The organism is Ralstonia edaphi, assembly GCF_958350185.1.
GTDB classification, from domain to species: Bacteria; Pseudomonadota; Gammaproteobacteria; order Burkholderiales; family Burkholderiaceae; genus Ralstonia; species Ralstonia edaphi.
Genome location: NZ_CATWHI010000008.1, coordinates 97674 through 114370, shown reverse-complemented (window position 1 = coordinate 114370; position 16697 = coordinate 97674). Strand labels below are relative to the sequence as shown.

Annotated in this window: 18 protein-coding genes; 6 read left to right on the top strand and 12 right to left on the bottom strand. The window is 64.0% G+C overall.

The window, feature by feature from the left end; all coding sequences use genetic code 11:
* The first annotated feature begins 1 nt into the window (after window position 1).
* Complete coding sequence (locus tag R2669_RS22840) at window positions 2–1216, top strand: Do family serine endopeptidase (protein ID WP_147215180.1); 1215 nt, start codon at window positions 2–4, stop codon at window positions 1214–1216.
* Window positions 1217–1648: 432 nt separating this feature from the next.
* Here R2669_RS22840 and R2669_RS22835 read toward each other — a convergent pair whose 3' ends face one another.
* Together R2669_RS22835 and R2669_RS22830 are read right to left on the bottom strand one after the other, a co-directional pair.
* Complete coding sequence (locus tag R2669_RS22835) at window positions 1649–2752, bottom strand: porin (RefSeq protein WP_316891600.1); 1104 nt, start codon at window positions 2750–2752, stop codon at window positions 1649–1651.
* A 332-nt stretch (window positions 2753–3084) separates the two neighbouring features.
* A complete protein-coding gene (locus tag R2669_RS22830; protein WP_316902136.1) occupies window positions 3085–4227 on the bottom strand; it encodes an extracellular solute-binding protein in 1143 nt (380 codons plus the stop codon).
* A gap of 107 nt (window positions 4228–4334) precedes the next feature.
* On the opposite strand from R2669_RS22830, the gene R2669_RS22825 reads away from it, so the two are divergent.
* The 5 genes from R2669_RS22825 to R2669_RS22805 all read left to right on the top strand — a co-directional run bounded on the left by R2669_RS22825 (window position 4335) and on the right by R2669_RS22805 (window position 10767).
* Window positions 4335–5036, top strand: a complete 702-nt coding sequence (locus tag R2669_RS22825) for a response regulator (protein WP_147215174.1) — start codon at window positions 4335–4337, stop codon at window positions 5034–5036.
* Window positions 5033–6562: a sensor histidine kinase gene (locus R2669_RS22820; protein ID WP_316902134.1), complete on the top strand. Its 1530-nt coding sequence runs from the start codon at window positions 5033–5035 to the stop codon at window positions 6560–6562. The genes R2669_RS22825 and R2669_RS22820 overlap by 4 nt, the downstream gene beginning before the upstream one ends.
* Before the next feature lie 122 nt (window positions 6563–6684).
* Window positions 6685–7791: an ABC transporter substrate-binding protein gene (locus R2669_RS22815; RefSeq protein ID WP_147215171.1), complete on the top strand. Its 1107-nt coding sequence runs from the start codon at window positions 6685–6687 to the stop codon at window positions 7789–7791.
* Between the two features lie 86 nt (window positions 7792–7877).
* Window positions 7878–9689, top strand: coding sequence for an ABC transporter permease (locus R2669_RS22810; protein WP_316902131.1), 1812 nt, complete (start codon window positions 7878–7880; stop codon window positions 9687–9689).
* A complete protein-coding gene (locus R2669_RS22805) occupies window positions 9682–10767 on the top strand; it encodes an ABC transporter ATP-binding protein (RefSeq protein WP_147215167.1) in 1086 nt (361 codons plus the stop codon). The genes R2669_RS22810 and R2669_RS22805 overlap by 8 nt, the downstream gene beginning before the upstream one ends.
* 82 nt (window positions 10768–10849) lie before the next feature.
* Here R2669_RS22805 and tatC read toward each other — a convergent pair whose 3' ends face one another.
* The 10 genes from tatC to R2669_RS22755 all read right to left on the bottom strand — a co-directional run bounded on the left by tatC (window position 10850) and on the right by R2669_RS22755 (window position 16680).
* Window positions 10850–11653: a twin-arginine translocase subunit TatC gene (gene tatC / locus R2669_RS22800; protein ID WP_316902129.1), complete on the bottom strand. Its 804-nt coding sequence runs from the start codon at window positions 11651–11653 to the stop codon at window positions 10850–10852.
* Between the two features lie 61 nt (window positions 11654–11714).
* Window positions 11715–12227, bottom strand: coding sequence for a Sec-independent protein translocase protein TatB (gene tatB / locus R2669_RS22795; RefSeq protein ID WP_147215163.1), 513 nt, complete (start codon window positions 12225–12227; stop codon window positions 11715–11717).
* A 20-nt stretch (window positions 12228–12247) separates the two neighbouring features.
* The gene (gene tatA, locus R2669_RS22790) at window positions 12248–12496 is read right to left on the bottom strand and encodes a Sec-independent protein translocase subunit TatA (RefSeq protein ID WP_027680223.1); all 249 of its coding nucleotides are present in this window, start codon (window positions 12494–12496) and stop codon (window positions 12248–12250) included.
* Between the two features lie 62 nt (window positions 12497–12558).
* Window positions 12559–12933: a DUF4870 family protein gene (locus tag R2669_RS22785; RefSeq protein WP_316876813.1), complete on the bottom strand. Its 375-nt coding sequence runs from the start codon at window positions 12931–12933 to the stop codon at window positions 12559–12561.
* A gap of 31 nt (window positions 12934–12964) precedes the next feature.
* On the bottom strand, window positions 12965–13339 hold the full coding sequence (locus tag R2669_RS22780) for a phosphoribosyl-ATP diphosphatase (protein WP_316891596.1): 375 nt from the start codon (window positions 13337–13339) through the stop codon (window positions 12965–12967).
* Complete coding sequence (hisI, locus tag R2669_RS22775; RefSeq protein ID WP_116576469.1) at window positions 13332–13754, bottom strand: phosphoribosyl-AMP cyclohydrolase; 423 nt, start codon at window positions 13752–13754, stop codon at window positions 13332–13334. Before hisI ends, R2669_RS22780 begins: the two co-directional genes overlap by 8 nt.
* Window positions 13751–14527 carry an imidazole glycerol phosphate synthase subunit HisF gene (hisF, locus tag R2669_RS22770; protein WP_316902127.1) on the bottom strand — a complete coding sequence of 259 codons (777 nt, stop codon included), beginning with the start codon at window positions 14525–14527 and terminating at the stop codon, window positions 13751–13753. Before hisF ends, hisI begins: the two co-directional genes overlap by 4 nt.
* 47 nt (window positions 14528–14574) lie before the next feature.
* Complete coding sequence (gene hisA, locus R2669_RS22765) at window positions 14575–15318, bottom strand: 1-(5-phosphoribosyl)-5-[(5-phosphoribosylamino)methylideneamino]imidazole-4-carboxamide isomerase (protein ID WP_004634607.1); 744 nt, start codon at window positions 15316–15318, stop codon at window positions 14575–14577.
* A 76-nt stretch (window positions 15319–15394) separates the two neighbouring features.
* Complete coding sequence (hisH, locus tag R2669_RS22760) at window positions 15395–16048, bottom strand: imidazole glycerol phosphate synthase subunit HisH (RefSeq protein WP_027680228.1); 654 nt, start codon at window positions 16046–16048, stop codon at window positions 15395–15397.
* An 8-nt stretch (window positions 16049–16056) separates the two neighbouring features.
* Window positions 16057–16680 carry a MarC family protein gene (locus R2669_RS22755; protein WP_102067450.1) on the bottom strand — a complete coding sequence of 208 codons (624 nt, stop codon included), beginning with the start codon at window positions 16678–16680 and terminating at the stop codon, window positions 16057–16059.
* Window positions 16681–16697: the final 17 nt, after the last annotated feature.

Below are 16697 nucleotides of genomic sequence, written 5' to 3'. Positions count from 1 at the left end.
TATGTTGCGCCGCTTTTGGCTGTTTTTCGCGCAAGCCGTCACGGTCGTCCTGGCCGTCTGGTTTGTGATCGCCACGCTCAAGCCTGACTGGCTGCAGCGCGGCAAGGTCGCAGTGCAATCCGGCTCGCCCATCGTCGCGCTCAAGGAAGTCGCGCCGATCGGCCACGGCGGCACCTCCAGCAACTCCTACGCGGAAGCCGCCAAGGTGGCGATGCCCGCGGTGGTCAACATCTTCAGCAGCAAGAACGCGCCGAAGCGCAGCAACAATCCGCAAGCCAGCGCAGACCCGTGGTTCCGCTTCTTCTTCGGCGACCGCGCCCCTGAGCAGCGCCAGGAGCCGACGGCCAGCCTGGGCTCCGGCGTGATCGTCAGCTCGGAAGGCTACATTCTAACGAACCACCATGTGGTAGACGGCGCCGACGAAATCGAAGTCGCCCTGACCGACGGTCGCAAGGCCAACGCGAAGGTCGTCGGCTCCGATCCGGAAACCGACCTGGCCGTCCTCAAGATCAACCTGCCGAATCTGCCCGCCATTACGCTGGGCCGGCTGGAGAATGTGCGCGTCGGCGACGTGGTGCTGGCGATCGGCAACCCCTTCGGCGTGGGCCAGACAGTGACGATGGGCATTGTCTCCGCGCTGGGCCGCAGCCATCTGGGCATCAACACCTTCGAGAACTTCATCCAGACCGACGCCGCGATCAACCCCGGCAACTCGGGCGGTGCGCTCGTCGACGCCGACGGCAACCTCCTCGGAATCAACACGGCGATCTACTCGCGCTCGGGCGGCTCGCTGGGCATCGGCTTCGCGATTCCGGTCTCGCTGGCCAAGCAGGTGATGGAGTCGATTATCTCGACGGGTAGCGTGGTCCGCGGCTGGATCGGTGTCGAGCCGCAGGATGTGACGCCGGAAATCGCCGAGTCGTTTGGCTTGTCACGCAAGGATGGGGCATTGATTGCCGCCGTGGTCCAAGGCGGACCAGCGGACAAGGCAGGCCTGCGCCCGGGGGACATTCTCACCAGCGTGAACGGTGAGCCGATCCTGGATACGACGGCGCTGCTCAACAGCATCGCACAGCTGAAACCCGGCGCGGAAGCGAAGGTGACCGTGTCGCGCAAGGGCAAGGCAGTGGAACTGACCATCGTTGTCGGCAAGCGTCCCGCGCCTACGCGTCGCAATGTGCCGATGCCCTCGCAGGACGACGAAGAGCAACAGTAAGCGACTGGTTCCGGAAGACACAAACGGCGGCCGATGTGCCGCCGTTTTTCATGCGCGTACGCTGGCAATCGCACCGGCACGTTGACGAGGGGCGAACAACCCTGACGCAGCTTTCCACTCAACGATCGACCCGGCGCACCGACAACTGCGCTGCTGCGTCGATACGAGGGCCTTTCGTCCGGCGCTGCAAGGTGGCAACGCGGCGGTCGGCCTTATGGCGGGGCAAAACAGCAAGCGCGGCAACATGCTCCAGCGTCGCCTTCAACTCCCACCATGGACCGACGCTTGCACGCCGGCCAACGCTACGCCACCCTTGGCGGCGCTTCAGCCATGCAGCTGCACCGCGCATCGTACGCACAAAGAAAAACGCCGACCCCTTTCGGGATCGGCGTTTAACCGTTTAACTCGATGCGCTCTTACGAGCGCGTCAAATTAGAACTTGTGACGCAGGCCAACGGTAGCGCCGAACTGGTTGTTGCTGTTGTTCGGGCCCGAGAACACTTGGCTGCCGTTCGTCAGCGTCGTGCCAGCGTAGCTAGCGTCGTTCAGGCCGATCACGCCCAGACCCGAGCCGCCGCTGTTCTTAGCGTAGGCCAGGTTGAAGTACGCGTCGGTGCGCTTCGACAGAGCGTAGTCGGTGCCGACCACGAACAGCCACGGGTTGCCCGTACCGCTGTTCTTGAACTGTTGGTAGTAAGCCGTACCCGTCAGCGACAGAGCCGGAGTAGCTTGGTAACCCAGGCCAGCCCAGTACAGGTTCGAACGCAGGTTGCCGTTGCCAGCAACAGTTGCGTAGTTAGCCTTGTACCAACGGTAGCCAGCGTACAGCTTGGCCGGGCCGAAGGCGTACGTGCCAGCGATCGTGGCGCGTTGTTCCTTGTTGTCGCTACCAACGGTCGTCGAGTTGGTCTGGTCGTACACTGCGCCGATACCCAGCGGGCCGCCAGCGTAGTTAGCACCCAAGCTCCACTCGCGGCCGGTCTTGCTGCTGCCAGCCACTTCGTTGCCGTTGTAGTTGAACGAGTACAGACCGGAGACGCTCAGGCCGCCGAACGTGCCGACGTACTTGACGGAGTTGTCAGCACGGCCAGCGAAGAACTGGTCTTGCGAGGCCAGCGAGTAACGCGTGGCGATTGCCATCGGGTCATAGATCAGCGAGAAGTCATACAGCAGGTTTTGCTGACGACCCAGGGTCAGTTGACCCCACTGGCCTTGCAGACCGACGTAAGCGTTACGACCGAACAGGCGGTTGTTTTGAGCCGACGTACCGTTGTCCAGGTTGAAGCCGCTTTCCAGGTTGAAGATACCCTTCAGGCCACCGCCCAGGTCTTCAACGCCACGCAGGCCCCAGCGCGAGCCCGACAGGCCGCCCGAATCCAGGCCAACACGCGAGCTACCGCCGCCGTTGCCGTTCGGCACCTTGTTTGCGTAGGTCAGACCAGCGTCGACCACGCCGTACAGGGTCACGGAGGATTGTGCATAGGCGCCACCGGCGGCCAGAGCTGCAACAGCAGCTGCAAACAGTTTCATCTTCATATCGACACTTTCCTTGTCAACTGATTGGGAAATCTTGACTGTCCTTATGGACGACGCAGATACCTCACGTCTGACCGCATTATGTGCCAGCGTTGACGGATTCCGGAAACCCTTTCTGGCTCTGGGCCGCGATTTGCGGCCAAGTTGTTGCTCATGGGCAACACGCGCCGAGCCCCTTTGGGAGGGGGGCGCAACCCGCTTTTTGCGCGGTAGCACAGGGGTTGGCGGGCGATTGCGACCCCGTTCCTGCGCAACAAATTTGGCCGTTGGTGACAGTTCCGAATTGTCGCCTTCGCACCACGTTGCAGCAGAAAGTGCGTATTTATTCTCTTTTATCGACCGAGTGCGGCGCGCCATCGCTTTAGGAAATCGGCGCGGCGGAGTTGATCTTGATGGGCGAGTAAACCCGGTCCGACGGGAATGGGCCGATGCGTGTTGCCGAGTTCAGCGAGCAGGCGCTTGGCAGTGAGTCCGGTCTCGACATCCTGGCGCAGGGAAAACAGGAACGCGCGGTCCGCCATCACGCTTTGGCCATCGCGCGAAAGCATGAAGTCGAGCCAGAGGCGCGCAGCGTTCGGGCGGGCCGCGCGCCGGGCGATGAAGGCGACGCGCGTAGCTACCAGCGTGTAGTCGGTCGGCATCTTGATGGCGAGCGCCGGATTGCGATCGACGTAGCGCGCCGCGTAGGAGCCGATCACGTTGTAGGCGAGCAGGCTTTCGCCGGAGGCGACGCGCTCGAGCATCGCGGCGGTGGTGATGTACAGATTGACGTTGACGCCACCCAATGCCTTGGCAACATCCCAGAACACCGGCGTGGTGCGTGCGTCTTCGGCGGCGAAGAGGAAAGCCGAGCCGGAATGCTCGATGTCGTACGAGGCGACGCGACCGCGCAGCAAGTCACGATGGCCATTCAGAATGCGGGCGAAGTCTGCATGGGTGGAGGGGATCAAATCCGCCGGCAGTTGGCGCGTGTTGTAGACGAAGACGACCGGCTCGTAGCTCGTGCCGTACGCCTCATTCTTCCAGATGGCCCACGACGGCAAGTACGGCCGCTCCGGCGACGCGTATGAGAGTGCGTGGCCGTCATTCACCAGCTTGAACTGCTCGGGCATGGCCGAACTCCAGACCACATCGGCGCCCGGCGACTTGGCGGCGAATTCAGCAAGGAAGCGGCGGTAGATATCGTCGCTGTTCTGCTCGCGGTAGTCGACGGTGATGCCCGGGTAGCGCGTTTCGAAGGCGCGGATGAGTGGATACGCGGCGGAGAAATCCGTCGTGGAGTACACCGTGACACGGCCTTCGCGGCGCGCGGCCTCGATCATCGCCCCGTAATCGCGTGGGTAGTACGACGGCAGCTCCGGCGCCGGGCGCGCCAACCACTGAGCCTGGGCCCCTCGCGCAACCACGCCGCTTGCGGCCAGCAATGCGGCGGTCTGACAAAGCCAGCGGCGACGGGAATTTGGGATGGACGGCATGCCGGTTGAAGCGAACTGGAGCCGCATCACGCGGACAGGGGAGGTCGAGATGCGGGCGCCACGCATTATCATGAAAAAGTAGCCAGAACGATATTGAGAGACACCCGATGCGGATTTTGCTGGTGGAGGATGAGGACGAATTGGCCGCATGGCTGGCGCGCGCGCTGGCGCAAAGCGGCTTCGTGATCGAGCGCGCCGCGGATGGCGTCATCGCGGAGGCGTTCCTCGGCTCCGGAGAATTTGATGCGGTGGTGCTGGACCTGCGCTTGCCGCGCAAGGATGGCTTTGCCGTGCTGGCCGACATGCGCGCGCGCGACGACCGCACGCCGGTATTGATCCTCACCGCGCAGGGCGCGCTGGATGAGCGCGTGCGCGGCCTCAATGCCGGCGCGGACGATTTCCTCACCAAGCCATTCGCCTTGTCGGAGCTGGAGGCGCGGTTGATGGCGCTCATCCGCCGCAGCCGCGGCCGGGCGTTCCCACGTCTGCGTTGCGGGCCGCTGGAGTTCGACACCGGGCGCAAGGCATTTCTGCTGTCAGGCGAGCCGCTGTCGCTCACGCCGCGCGAGCACGCCGCGCTGTCGGCGCTGCTGCACAAGACCGGCCAGCCGATCAGCAAGGTGCATTTGTTCGACAAGGTCTTCAACCTCGACAGCGATTCGAGCCCAGACGCCGTGGAGGTGGTCGTGCACCGCCTGCGCAAGAAGCTGGCGGGTACGGGCGTGCAGATCGTCACCGTACGCGGGCTGGGCTACCTGCTCGAAACGGGCGATGGCGAAACGCCCGCCGCCGGCGACAGCAACGCATGATGCAGCGGCTCGCCAGGCTCCGGCTGCCGCGCAGCCTGAAGCTCACGCTGCTGTGGTTGCTGCTGCCTGGGCTGGTGGGGGTGCTGGCCATCGACATCGTTTCGGCGTACCAGGCGCTGCGCGGCGCGACTGATCGCGCGTATGACCGCGCCCTGCTCGGCTCGGTGCGTGCCATCGAGAACGGCGTGACGATCGAGCGCGGGCAGGTCCAGGTCAACGTGCCGTATGTGGCGCTGTCCATGTTCGAATCGACGGCGCAGAGCAACGTCTATTACCGCGTCGCTTTCGAACCGGTGCCCGGTAAAGCCCCCGAAGCCGCGCTGACGGGCTACGACGATCTGCCGCTGCCCGCCAAGCGGCTGGAAAACGACACTCCACTCTTCTACGACGCGACGTACCACGACGAACCCGTACGCGTGGCCGCCGTGGCCAAGCCGCTCTATCAACCGGGGCTGCCGGCGCGCATCGTCATTCAGGTGGCGGAAACCATCGAGACGCGGCGCGCGCTGCAGCAGGCAGTGTGGCGCGGTACGCTGCTGCGCGACGCGGCGCTGGTGGCGATCAGCGCTGCGCTGCTGTGGCTCGGCGTGACCGTCGCGCTCAAGCCGCTCAATCGTCTGGCACGCAGCATCGGCGTGCGCGCATCGGACGACCTCCGGCCGCTGGACGCCACCGATGTGCCCGCCGAGGTACGCCCGCTGGTGAACGCGATCAACCACCACATTCATCGCTACGCCGAACTTGCGGAGGCGCAGAGTCAGTTTCTCGCCGATGCGTCGCACCAGTTGCGCACGCCGCTGGCCGTGCTGCTCACGCAAGCCGAATACGCGCTGCGCGAAACCGACCCGGCACGGGTACGCGAAAGCCTGTCCGCCATCATCGCGCGCCTGCAGTCGACGAACCGGCTGACCACGCAACTGCTCGCCCTCGCCCGCGCGCGGCATGCGGGACAGGACGCGCCCGCAGAAACCTTCGACCTGGGTGAATTGGCCCGCGACGTGGTGGTCGATGCGCTGCCGTTGGCACGCGAAAAACAGCAGGATCTCGGCTGGGACGACGGCGGCCTCGTCATGACGCTGCCCGTCATCGGCTATCCGGCGTTCCTGCGCGAGGCGCTTTCCAACCTCGTGCACAACGCGATCCGGTACACGCCGGCCGGCGGCCGCATCACCGTACGGGCCACGGCTGAAGGCGACGCCGCGCTGGTCTGCGTGGACGACACCGGGCCGGGCATGAGCGCTGACGAGCGCGCGCACGCGTTCGAGCGCTTCCGCCGGGCGCACGAGGGCGGAAGTCGCTCGGGTAAACCCAAGGTCGCGCCCAAAGACGTTCGCTATGCCGCCGAAGGCTCAGGCCTCGGCCTGGCCATCGCGCGTGCCTATGCGGCGCGCAGCGGCGGGCAAATCGAACTGGCCGACGGCGAGCCGAACGCGCACGGCGGCGTTGGTTTGTCGGCGCGGATCCGCGTGCCGCTGGCCGCCACAGCCCCCTCCCCGGAGCATGCTGCGACGCAGCAGCCGCAATGAAAGCGTGGCGAAAGCGCGCGATTTCTATAATCGGCCGCACTTGGGGCCATCCGCCCGAGCTACACGCACCACGCCATAAGTAGCCAGCCCCACGCCATCACAAGCAAACAGGAGACAAACCCATGCTTCGTGGACGCTTTACGCCTGCGCACGCCGCTCTCGCTTCAATTGCCGCTGCCGCACTGACCCTCAGCACCGCCGCCGTCGCGCAAGTCCCGGCCGGCTATCCCGCCAACTACGCCGACACCATCGCCGCCGCCAAGAAGGAAGGCAAAGTGGTGGTCTACGCGACCACCGACACCAAGGCCGCCGATCCGCTGATCAAGGATTTCGAGTCGCTCTACCCCGGCGTGAAGGTCGAGTACAACGACATGAACAGCAGCGAGCTGTACAACCGCTTCATCAGTGAGCAGGCTGCAGGCGGCGCGTCGGCCGACATGATGTGGAACTCGTCGATGGACTCGCAGCTCAAGCTCGCGCAGAGCTACGCGATGAAGTACGACTCGCCGGAAGTGCAGAACCTGCCGAAGTGGGCTGTCTACAAGGGCCTGGCTTACGGCACCACGTACGAGCCGGCCGTGTTCCTGTACAACAAGCGCCTGATCAAGGACAGCGAAGTCCCGCAGACGCACGCCGACTTCGCCAAGCTGGTCGCCAGCCAGCCCGAACGCTTCAAGAACAAGGTCACGACGTACGACATCGAGAAGTCCGCCGTCGGCTTCATGATGGCCGCGCAGGACAACGTCGACTCGCCGCAGTACTTCGACTTCGTCAAGGCGGTGGGCCCGAACCTGGTGCTGCAGTCCTCCACCGGCACGATGATGGAGCGCGTGGCCTCGGGCGAAAACCTGGTGGCATACAACATCCTCGGCTCGTACGCGATTGCACGCGCCAAGAAAGATCCGTCGATCGGCATCGTCTATCCGAAGGACTACACGCTCGTGGTGTCGCGCGTGGCGATGATCGCCAAGAAGGCGAAGAACCCGAACGCGGCCAAGCTGTGGCTGGACTACATCCTGTCCAAGCGCGGCCAGGAAATCCTCGCCAACAAGTCGGATCTGCACTCGCTGCGTGAAGACGTGACAGGCGAAGCGACCGCCGCCGGCCTGAAGAAGATTCTCGGCAACAGCATCAAGCCGATTCCCGTTGACGAATCGATCCTGGCGTTCCTGGAACCCAAGAAGCGCTTGGACTTCATCAAGCAATGGCGTACCGCCGCCGGCCGTTGATCTGATCCGCTGATCACCGGCACTCCACTCATCTGACCGACCTGCCGGCGCCATCCGTTCTGGCGCCGGTTCCTCCTGGAGGCACCATGCGTTCTCTAGCGCAAGACCGTGCCGCCGCTCGCCAAGTCACCCTCAAGCGCTCGCCCTGGACGCGTGTGGGACAGGCTTTGCCGCGCGGCGTGGTCATTCTGCTTACCGCGCTGGCGATTTTCACGCCGCTGGCGCTGATCTTCTACCAGAGCTTTCTGTCCGCGCCGTTCTTCATGCCCGACGCGCTGGCGGGGCTCGATGCGTATCGCTTCATCTTTACGGATTCGGACTTCTGGCACGCCTTCGAGAAATCCGCCGCGCTGGCGTTCGGCCTGGCAGTCATCTCGGTGCCGCTGGGCGGCATCCTGGCGTTCCTGATGGTGCGTTCGGACCTGCCCGGCCGCCGCGTTCTCGAACCGCTGCTGATGATTCCGGTGTTCGTCTCGCCGATGGTGCTGGCGTTCGGCTATGTGGTGTCCGCCGGCCCCGTGGGCTTCTACACGGTCTGGTTCAAGAACCTGTTCGGCGGTGCGCCGTGGAATGTGTATTCGTTTACGAGCATCATCATCATTGCCGGCCTGACGCACGTCCCTCACGTGTATCTGTATGTCTCGTCGGCGCTGCGCAGCCTCGGTTCGGACGTGGAAGAAGCCGCGCGTATCGCGGGCGCATCGCCGCTGTCGGTGGCACTGAATGTAAGCCTGCCGATGGTGCGCCCCGCCTTGCTTTACGCAGCCGTGCTGGTGACGTTCCTGGGCTTCGAGGTGTTCGGCCTGGTGCTCGTGCTGGGCGACCCGGAAGGTCACCTGGTGCTGGCCACGTATCTGTACAAGCTGACCAACAAGCTCGGCACGCCGGCCTACCACCTGATGGCCGCCGTGGCGGTCTGCCTGGTGATGGTGACCTTCCCCCTGGTGCTGCTGCAGCGCTACATGCTGAAGTCGGCCAACCGCTTCGTCACCGTCAAGGGCAAGGTCACGCGCAGCCGCCCGCTGCCGCTGGGCAACTGGCGCTGGCCTGCCTGGGCTGTCGTGGTGCTGTGGTTCTTCGTGACAGTGGTGGTGCCGCTCTCGGGTATCGCGCTGCGCGCGTTCGTCTCGAACTGGGGTGAAGGCGTCTCGCTGGTGGAGGCTTTCTCGACCACGGCATTCCAGCAGATCTTCGCGCAGCCGCAGTTTCTGCGGGCGATGGTCAACACGGTGCTGATCGGCGTGATCGGCGGCGCGCTGGCGGTGGGCTGCTACACCTGCATCGGCCTCGCCATGCACCGCAAGCCGGATGGCTGGACGCGCTTCCTCGACTACAGCGTGCTGGTGCCCCGCGCCATTCCGGGTCTGCTGGCCGGCCTGGCGTTCCTGTGGGTGTTCCTGTTCGTGCCGAACTGGATCGAGACCGGCCTGACCGACAGCGGCCTGCCCTTCGCCAACTGGATCATCGAAAACGTCGTGCCGAGCCTGCGGGACCTGCGCAGCACGATCTTCAGCGTGTGGATCGCCTACACGGTGGTGTGGCTGGCCTATGGGCTGCGATTGATCTCGGCCGCGCTGCTGCAAGTCGGTCCGGAACTGGAAGAAGCCGCACGCTCGGTCGGCGCCACCCGCGCCCGCACCACGCGCGACGTGACGGTGCCGCTCACGCGCTACGGGCTGCTCGGCGCATGGCTGCTGATCTTCCTGATTTTCGAGCGCGAGTACTCGACCGGTGTGTACCTGTTGTCGCCGGGCACCGAGACGATCGGCTCGATGCTGGTTTCCCTGTGGGCGGGCGGCGCCATCGATATCGTCGCCGCGCTGTCCTTCGTCAATATCGTGCTGGTGGCCGTCGGCCTCGGCATCGCACTGCGTTTCGGAGTGAAGCTCCATGATTGAACTCACTGTCAACGACCTGCACCTGCAATACGGCAACAACCCGGTTCTCAAGGGTGTCTCGATGCAGCTGCAGAAGGGCGAGGTCGTCTCGCTGCTGGGCCCGTCCGGTTCGGGCAAGACCACGCTGCTGCGCGCTGTCGCCGGCCTCGAACAGGCCAGCCAGGGCACCGTCAAGATCGGCGATCGGGTCATGTTTGACGGCGCCAAGAAGCTCGACGTGCCGGCTGAAGGGCGCAACCTGGGCCTGGTCTTCCAGTCCTACGCGCTGTGGCCGCACAAGACCGTGGCCGAGAACGTCGCCTACCCGCTCAAGCTGCGCAAGACGCCTGCCGCGCAGATCAAGGAGCGCGTGCAAGCCGTGCTGCAGCAACTGGGCCTGGGCCATCTCGGCGAGCGCTTCCCGAGCCAGCTGTCCGGCGGACAGCAGCAGCGCGTAGCCATCGCCCGCGCGCTGGTCTACAACCCGCCTGTGATCCTGCTCGACGAGCCGCTCTCGAACCTCGACGCCAAGCTGCGCGAAGAAGCGCGTGCCTTCCTGCGCGAGCTGATCGTCCGCCTGGGTCTGTCGGCGCTGATGGTCACGCACGACCAAAGCGAGGCGATGGCCATGTCCGATCGCATCCTGCTGCTGAACAACGGCGTGATCGAGCAGCAAGGCACGCCCGAAGAAATGTACGGTGCGCCGCAGACGCTGTTTACCGCAGAGTTCATGGGCAGCAATAACCGCATCAACGGCAAGATCGCCGAAGTGCGCGACGGCATGGCCCGGCTGGTGGACGAGACCGGAGGTTGGTCGCTGTGGGGCGTGGCGCGCGGCGATCTGAAGCCGGGCGCATCGGCGCACGGCGTGATCCGCCTGGAACAGGTGCGCGTGGGCGTCGACAACGCCGACAACACCATCCACCTGCCGCTCGCAACGCGCATGTACCTTGGCGACCGCTGGGAGTGCCTGTTCCGTGCCACCGACGACAGCGGCGCAACGGGCACAGGCCTGCGCGCCTACTCCTCCAGCGCCCCGAGCGACGGCAAGTACGCGCTGACGTTCCCGCGCGAGCAGTTCTGGCTGTACGCCGCCTAAACGCAGCGGCAACAGCAGATTCATCGGCAACAAAAAAGGCAGCCTCGGCTGCCTTTTTCTTTGGCTGATGCTTGGATCGCCGTCAGTCCTTCACCACCGGCAAATGCTCCGGATTGTTCTCCGGCGCCGTGGTGTTACGGATGAAGATGGCCGCCAAGATCAACCCCAGCTCATACAGCAGCCACAGCGGCACCGCCAGCAACAGCTGCGACATCACGTCGGGCGGCGTCACAACGGCAGCGATCACGAAGGCGCCCACCACGACGTACGGGCGGGCCTGTCGCAGCTTCTCCAGACTCACGATGCCAAAGCGCACCAGCACCATCACGACCACCGGCACCTCGAAGGTGATGCCGAAAGCCAGGAACGTGGTCATGGCGAAGCTCAGGTACTTGTCGATGTCGGTGGACATCTCGGCACCCAGCGGCGCGTTGTAGTGCGCCATCACCTTGAACACTGTCGGGAACACAAGAAAATACGCAAACGCCACACCGCACAGGAACAGCACGTAGGTGCTCACCACCAGCGGCATGATCATCCGCTTCTCGTGCGTATAGAGCCCCGGCGCCACGAAGCGCCAGATCTGGTACAGGACCCACGGCAGTGCGATCAGGAATGCGGCCAGCAGCGTCACCTTCATCGGCACGAAGAACGAACCGGTGACGTCCGTCACGATCATGTGGCCGTTCTTGGGCAACGCCTGGATCAGCGGCCGCGAGAACAGGTTGAAAATATCCGCCGCCCAGTAGACCAGGCCCAGAAAGACCAGCAGCACGCCCGCACCGGCCTTGACGATGCGCTCGCGCAGCTCGACCAGGTGCGAAATGAAGGTTTCCTGCGCGCCGTCCTCGGGCGACTCTTGCGGATCGAGCGGAGCGGCACTCATGTCGGGTGGGAAAGGGGAAAGTCAGGACGCGGCACCGCAGACACGGCTCGCGCCCGGAAGATCATTCGAAGAAGGAGCGCGCACGCGACTGCGCGGCAACGATGGGCGGACGATGGCGCTTGACGCGTGCCGCACCCGATTGCGCCCACATGCGCACGCCCTGCTTCTGGCGGTACCACTTGGGCATCGAAAGCTGCTTGTTGCGCCAGCTGTTGCGGCCGTTGCGCGACTTGCCAGGTGCGGGGCGCCAGTCGGGAGCGGAGGTCGCAGTCTGCGCGGGATCGCCAAGCGCCTCGTTCAGGCGCTCGTTGAGCTCGGTCGTGTGCTTGCTGACCTCCTGATGGATGGTCTGCTCAACATTGCGCGCGGCCTGCTCGAAGTCGGTGCGCATCTTGCGCAACTCCTCAAGCTCGATTTCGCGGCTGACCTCAGCCTTCACGTCGGCGATGTAGCGCTGTGCGCGGCCAAGCAGGGCGCCAGCGGTGCGCGCCACCTTGGGCAGACGCTCCGGCCCAATGACGACGAGCGCCACCATGCCAATCAGCGCCAGCTTGGAAATGCCGAGATCGATCATCGGTCAGCGCGCGTCGGTGCTCAGCCTTGCTTGGACTTGTCGCGCGCTTCGACGTCGATCGTCGTCGAATCATGCAGTTCGCGCGGCGGCTGGCTGGCCGTCTGCTGCGGTGCTGCGGGCTTGTCTTCCGCCCCTTCCTTCATGCCGTCCTTGAAGCCCTTCACGGCGCTGCCAAGATCCGAACCGATGTTGCGCAGCTTCTTCGTGCCGAAGACCATCATGATGATGACCAGCACGATCAGCCAGTGCCAAATGCTAAAGGAACCCATGTCCTACTCCCACGTAAATACGGCTGTTGGCGTCGCAACGGTGGCAACGCCATTGGTTGATTTTACGGATTTGCGTACATCGGCTTGCTGTCATTCAGATACAGCCAACCTTTCACAATACGATACAGCATCCAGATGCCCAGAGCCCACAGAACGGCAAAGCCGATGAAGGCTGCGGGAATGAGCAGCACGCCGATCACACCCCACAGTACGCACCACCAGAACGAACGGATTTGCCAACGAAAGTGCGACTCATACAGCGTGCCGCGCACATCGTCGCGCTTAACATACCCGACGATGATGGCAATCAATGCAGTGATACCGCCGGTCAGCCAAAAAATGGCGTAAAGCGCATACAGGATATGCGTCAGGCGACGCAGCCCGGCCAAGCGCTCCGACTCGTCTGTCACGACCACTGCCGCTCCGTATTTGTCCACGCTGCCTCCCTGCGACGATTCGTCACCGTAATCAGTCGCCGGCTGCGTCGCGTGCCTGCGACTTGCGCAGCGCCTTCTCTTCCAGACCCGAAAGCCCTTCGCGGCGCGCCAGTTCGCTCACAACGTCATCCGGCGTGAGGTTGAAATGCGACAGCAGCACCATCGTGTGGAACCACAGGTCGGCCACTTCGTAGACGACCTTGCTGCGCGCCTCGTCGGTCATGCCTGCGGCGCGGGCGTCCTTGGCCGCCATGACCGTCTCGGTGGCTTCTTCGCCGATCTTTTTGAGGATGGCATCGTCGCCCTTGTGGAAGAGGCGCGCGATGTAGCTCTTTTCCGGGTCGCCGCCGTTGGCGAGCTTGCGGGATTCGAGCACCTCGCCCAGGCGGCGCAGGGTGTCACTCATGATTGTGGCCGGGCTTGCCGGCGTAGATGTCGTCGGGGTTCTTGAGCACCGGCTCGACGGTGTGCCAATCGCCGTCTTCCACATTGCCTTCGAACTTCTGGAAAAAGCACGCGTGGCGGCCAGTATGGCAGGCGATACCGCCGATTTGTGTGACGCGGAGCAAGACTACGTCTTCGTCGCAGTCGAGGCGGATTTCGTGCACCTTCTGGATGTGGCCCGACTCCTCGCCCTTATGCCACAGACGCTTGCGCGAGCGCGACCAGAACACGGCCTCGCCCGTTTCGACGGTCTTCTGGAGCGCCTCGCGGTTCATGAAGGCAAACATCAGAACGTCATTGCTGCCCTGCTCCTGCACGATTACCGGCACCAGGCCGTTATCGTCCCAGTGGACCTTGTTCAGCCACTTCTTGCTCATAGTCCGATCCGTACTGGAATGCCCTTCTCTGCCATGAATTGCTTGGCCTGGCCGACGGTGTATTCGCCGTAATGGAAGATGCTGGCGGCGAGCACCGCATCGGCATGCCCTTGCTGGATGCCTTCAGCCAGATGCTGCAGGTTGCCGACACCGCCCGAGGCGATGACCGGCACCGGCACTGCGTCCGACACGGCGCGCGTGAGTTCCAGGTCGAAGCCGGCCTTGGTGCCGTCCCGGTCCATGCTGGTGAGCAGGATTTCACCCGCGCCACGCCGTGCCATTTCACGTGCCCATGCCACGGCGTCGAGGCCCGTGCCTTTTCGGCCGCCGTGCGTGAAGACTTCCCAGCGCGGTGCCTCGCCTTCGCCCGACACCTTCTTGGCGTCGATGGCCACGACAATGCATTGCGCGCCATGGCGGGCGCTGGCGTCCGAAACCAGTTGCGGATTCGCCACCGCCGACGAGTTCATGCTGATCTTGTCCGCACCCGCATTGAGCAGTCGGCGCACGTCTTCCAGCGCACGCACGCCGCCGCCCACCGTCAGCGGAATGAACACCTGCGAAGCCACCGCTTCGATGATGCCGAGCATCAGGTCGCGCCCGTCGGAGGTGGCCGTGATGTCGAGGAAGGTGATTTCGTCGGCGCCCTGCTCGTCGTAGCGGCGTGCGATTTCGACGGGGTCGCCGGCGTCGCGCAATTCGACGAAGTTGACGCCCTTGACCACCCGGCCGTTGGTGACGTCCAGGCAGGGGATGATTCGTTTGGCTAGCATGATGAGTCGGGCGCCGGAGCGCCCGTTGAGCACGGCTGGATCAACGATCAGGCCGCGCCGAGTTTGTCCGCAAGGGCTTGCGCTTCCTTGAAGTTCAGGTCGCCCGAATAAATGGCGCGGCCGCAGATCACGCCTTCCACGCCATGCTCTTCGACCGCGCACAGGTGGTCGATGTCCTTCAGGTTCGACAGGCCGCCGCTGGCAATGACCGGAATCTTCACCGACTGCGCCAACTTGACGGTGGCATCGATGTTGATGCCCTGCAGCATGCCGTCGCGGCCGATGTCGGTGTAGATGATGCCTTCGACGCCGTAGTCTTCGTACTTCTTGGCAAGGTCCACGACTTCATGGCCAGAGAGCTTGCTCCAGCCGTCGGTCGCCACCTTGCCGTCCTTGGCATCGAGCCCGACGATGATATGGCCGCCGAATGCCGTGCAGGCGTCCCGCAGAAAACCCGGGTCCTTGACCGCCGCCGTACCGATGATCACGTACGACAGGCCGTCGTCGAGCCAACGCTCGATGGTGCCCAGGTCGCGGATGCCGCCGCCGAGTTGCACGGGGATCTCGTCACCCACCTCGGCGAGGATGGCCTTGACGGCCGCCTCGTTACGCGGCTTGCCGGCGAAAGCGCCGTTCAGATCGACCAGATGCAACCGGCGCGCGCCTTGTTCAACCCAGTGCCGCGCCATGGCGGCCGGGTCTTCCGAGAACACGGTGGCTTGATCCATATCGCCTTGTTTGAGGCGCACACACTGACCGTCCTTCAGGTCGATGGCCGGGATGAGCAACATAAGCGTGACGACAGAGTTGAGGGGGAAAAATTAAAAAGGGCGAAAAATGGATTCGATTGCGACGCCACGGCGGGCGTCACGGATTCCAGTGCACGAAGTTCCGGTAGATCTGCAGGCCGGCTTGCGCACTTTTTTCCGGGTGAAACTGTGTTGCAAAAATATTATCCCGGGCGATGGCGCAGGTAAACCGCACGCCGTATTCGGTCTCTCCGACCGATTCGTCGGCATTGGCGGGCCGCGCGTAGTAGCTATGCACGAAATAGAAGTAGCTCTGGTCTGGCACCCCTTCCCAGAGGGCGTGGGCACGACTCTGGTGCACGCGGTTCCAGCCCATCTGAGGCACTTTGTACCGTGAGCCGTCCGGCTGCAACTGGCCATCCAGATCAAAGCGGACCACATCGCCTTTGATGAGGCCCAGACCTTCGGTGTATTGCTGGCCGGGGCGCGCCTCGGTGCTGCGCTCCAGCAACATCTGCTCGCCGACGCATACGCCGAGCATCGGCTTGCTGCGCGATGCCTCCAGCACTGCGTCGCGCAGGCCGGATTGGTCGAAGGCCGCCATGCAGTCGGGCATGGCGCCTTGCCCTGGCAGCACCACGCGATCAGCGGCGCGGATTTCATCCGCTTGCGCACTGATGCGCACATCGGCCTGGGGAGCAACGGCCATCAGGGCTTGCGCCACCGAGCGCAGATTGCCCATGCCGTAATCGACGATTGCGATCTTAGTCATGACTTAACTTAGGCCCGAAGTACGGGCAACAGGGTTTTCAGCCCATCAACGATGAATTCCACGGCCAGCGCCGCCAGGATCAGGCCCATCAACCGCGTCCCGACGTTGATGCCGGTGCGACCGATCACACGGGCGATCGGCTCGGCCGCGCGCAACACGATCCAGACCACAGCTGCAATCGCAACACCAACGCCCGCCAGGAGAAACAAGTCCCACCAGTGCCTGGTCTTGCCGGCGTAGACGATGACCGTGCTGATCGAGCCGGGGCCCGTGAGCAGCGGAATCGCCAGCGGCACAACCGCAATGCTGGCCTTGGCACCGGCCTCGTCCTCTTCTTCGGGCGTCGCCTTGGTGCGGCTCGTCTGCGCATTCAGCATGTTCAGCGCGATCATGATCATGATGATCCCGCCGCCCACCTGCAGCGAACCCACCGAAAACCCGAAAAAGCCGATGATCTGCTCGCCCAGCAACGCCGACAGGCCGATCACAATCGCCACCGAAATCGACGCGACCTTGATGGTGCGGCGCTTCTCCTCATCCGTCTGGCTCTCGGTCAGGCTGATGAAGAACGGGATCGCGCCAATCGGGTTGATCAGCGCGAGCAGCGAGAAAAAGCTTTTGGTCAGATCCATCGGATCGGCGGCCGGTT

Bases quoted from the DNA above. Each gene is read 5' to 3' on its own strand.
- R2669_RS22840 (WP_147215180.1), top strand. From the start codon at position 2: ATGTTGCGCCGCTTTTGGCTGTTTTTCGCGCAAGCCGTCACGGTCGTC.
- R2669_RS22835 (WP_316891600.1), bottom strand. From the start codon at position 2,752: ATGAAGATGAAACTGTTTGCAGCTGCTGTTGCAGCTCTGGCCGCCGGT.
- R2669_RS22830 (WP_316902136.1), bottom strand. From the start codon at position 4,227: ATGCCGTCCATCCCAAATTCCCGTCGCCGCTGGCTTTGTCAGACCGCC.
- R2669_RS22825 (WP_147215174.1), top strand. From the start codon at position 4,335: ATGCGGATTTTGCTGGTGGAGGATGAGGACGAATTGGCCGCATGGCTG.
- R2669_RS22820 (WP_316902134.1), top strand. From the start codon at position 5,033: ATGATGCAGCGGCTCGCCAGGCTCCGGCTGCCGCGCAGCCTGAAGCTC.
- R2669_RS22815 (WP_147215171.1), top strand. From the start codon at position 6,685: ATGCTTCGTGGACGCTTTACGCCTGCGCACGCCGCTCTCGCTTCAATT.
- R2669_RS22810 (WP_316902131.1), top strand. From the start codon at position 7,878: ATGCGTTCTCTAGCGCAAGACCGTGCCGCCGCTCGCCAAGTCACCCTC.
- R2669_RS22805 (WP_147215167.1), top strand. From the start codon at position 9,682: ATGATTGAACTCACTGTCAACGACCTGCACCTGCAATACGGCAACAAC.
- tatC (WP_316902129.1), bottom strand. From the start codon at position 11,653: ATGAGTGCCGCTCCGCTCGATCCGCAAGAGTCGCCCGAGGACGGCGCG.
- tatB (WP_147215163.1), bottom strand. From the start codon at position 12,227: ATGATCGATCTCGGCATTTCCAAGCTGGCGCTGATTGGCATGGTGGCG.
- tatA (WP_027680223.1), bottom strand. From the start codon at position 12,496: ATGGGTTCCTTTAGCATTTGGCACTGGCTGATCGTGCTGGTCATCATC.
- R2669_RS22780 (WP_316891596.1), bottom strand. From the start codon at position 13,339: ATGAGTGACACCCTGCGCCGCCTGGGCGAGGTGCTCGAATCCCGCAAG.
- hisI (WP_116576469.1), bottom strand. From the start codon at position 13,754: ATGAGCAAGAAGTGGCTGAACAAGGTCCACTGGGACGATAACGGCCTG.
- hisF (WP_316902127.1), bottom strand. From the start codon at position 14,527: ATGCTAGCCAAACGAATCATCCCCTGCCTGGACGTCACCAACGGCCGG.
- hisA (WP_004634607.1), bottom strand. From the start codon at position 15,318: ATGTTGCTCATCCCGGCCATCGACCTGAAGGACGGTCAGTGTGTGCGC.
- hisH (WP_027680228.1), bottom strand. From the start codon at position 16,048: ATGACTAAGATCGCAATCGTCGATTACGGCATGGGCAATCTGCGCTCG.
- R2669_RS22755 (WP_102067450.1), bottom strand. From the start codon at position 16,680: ATGGATCTGACCAAAAGCTTTTTCTCGCTGCTCGCGCTGATCAACCCG.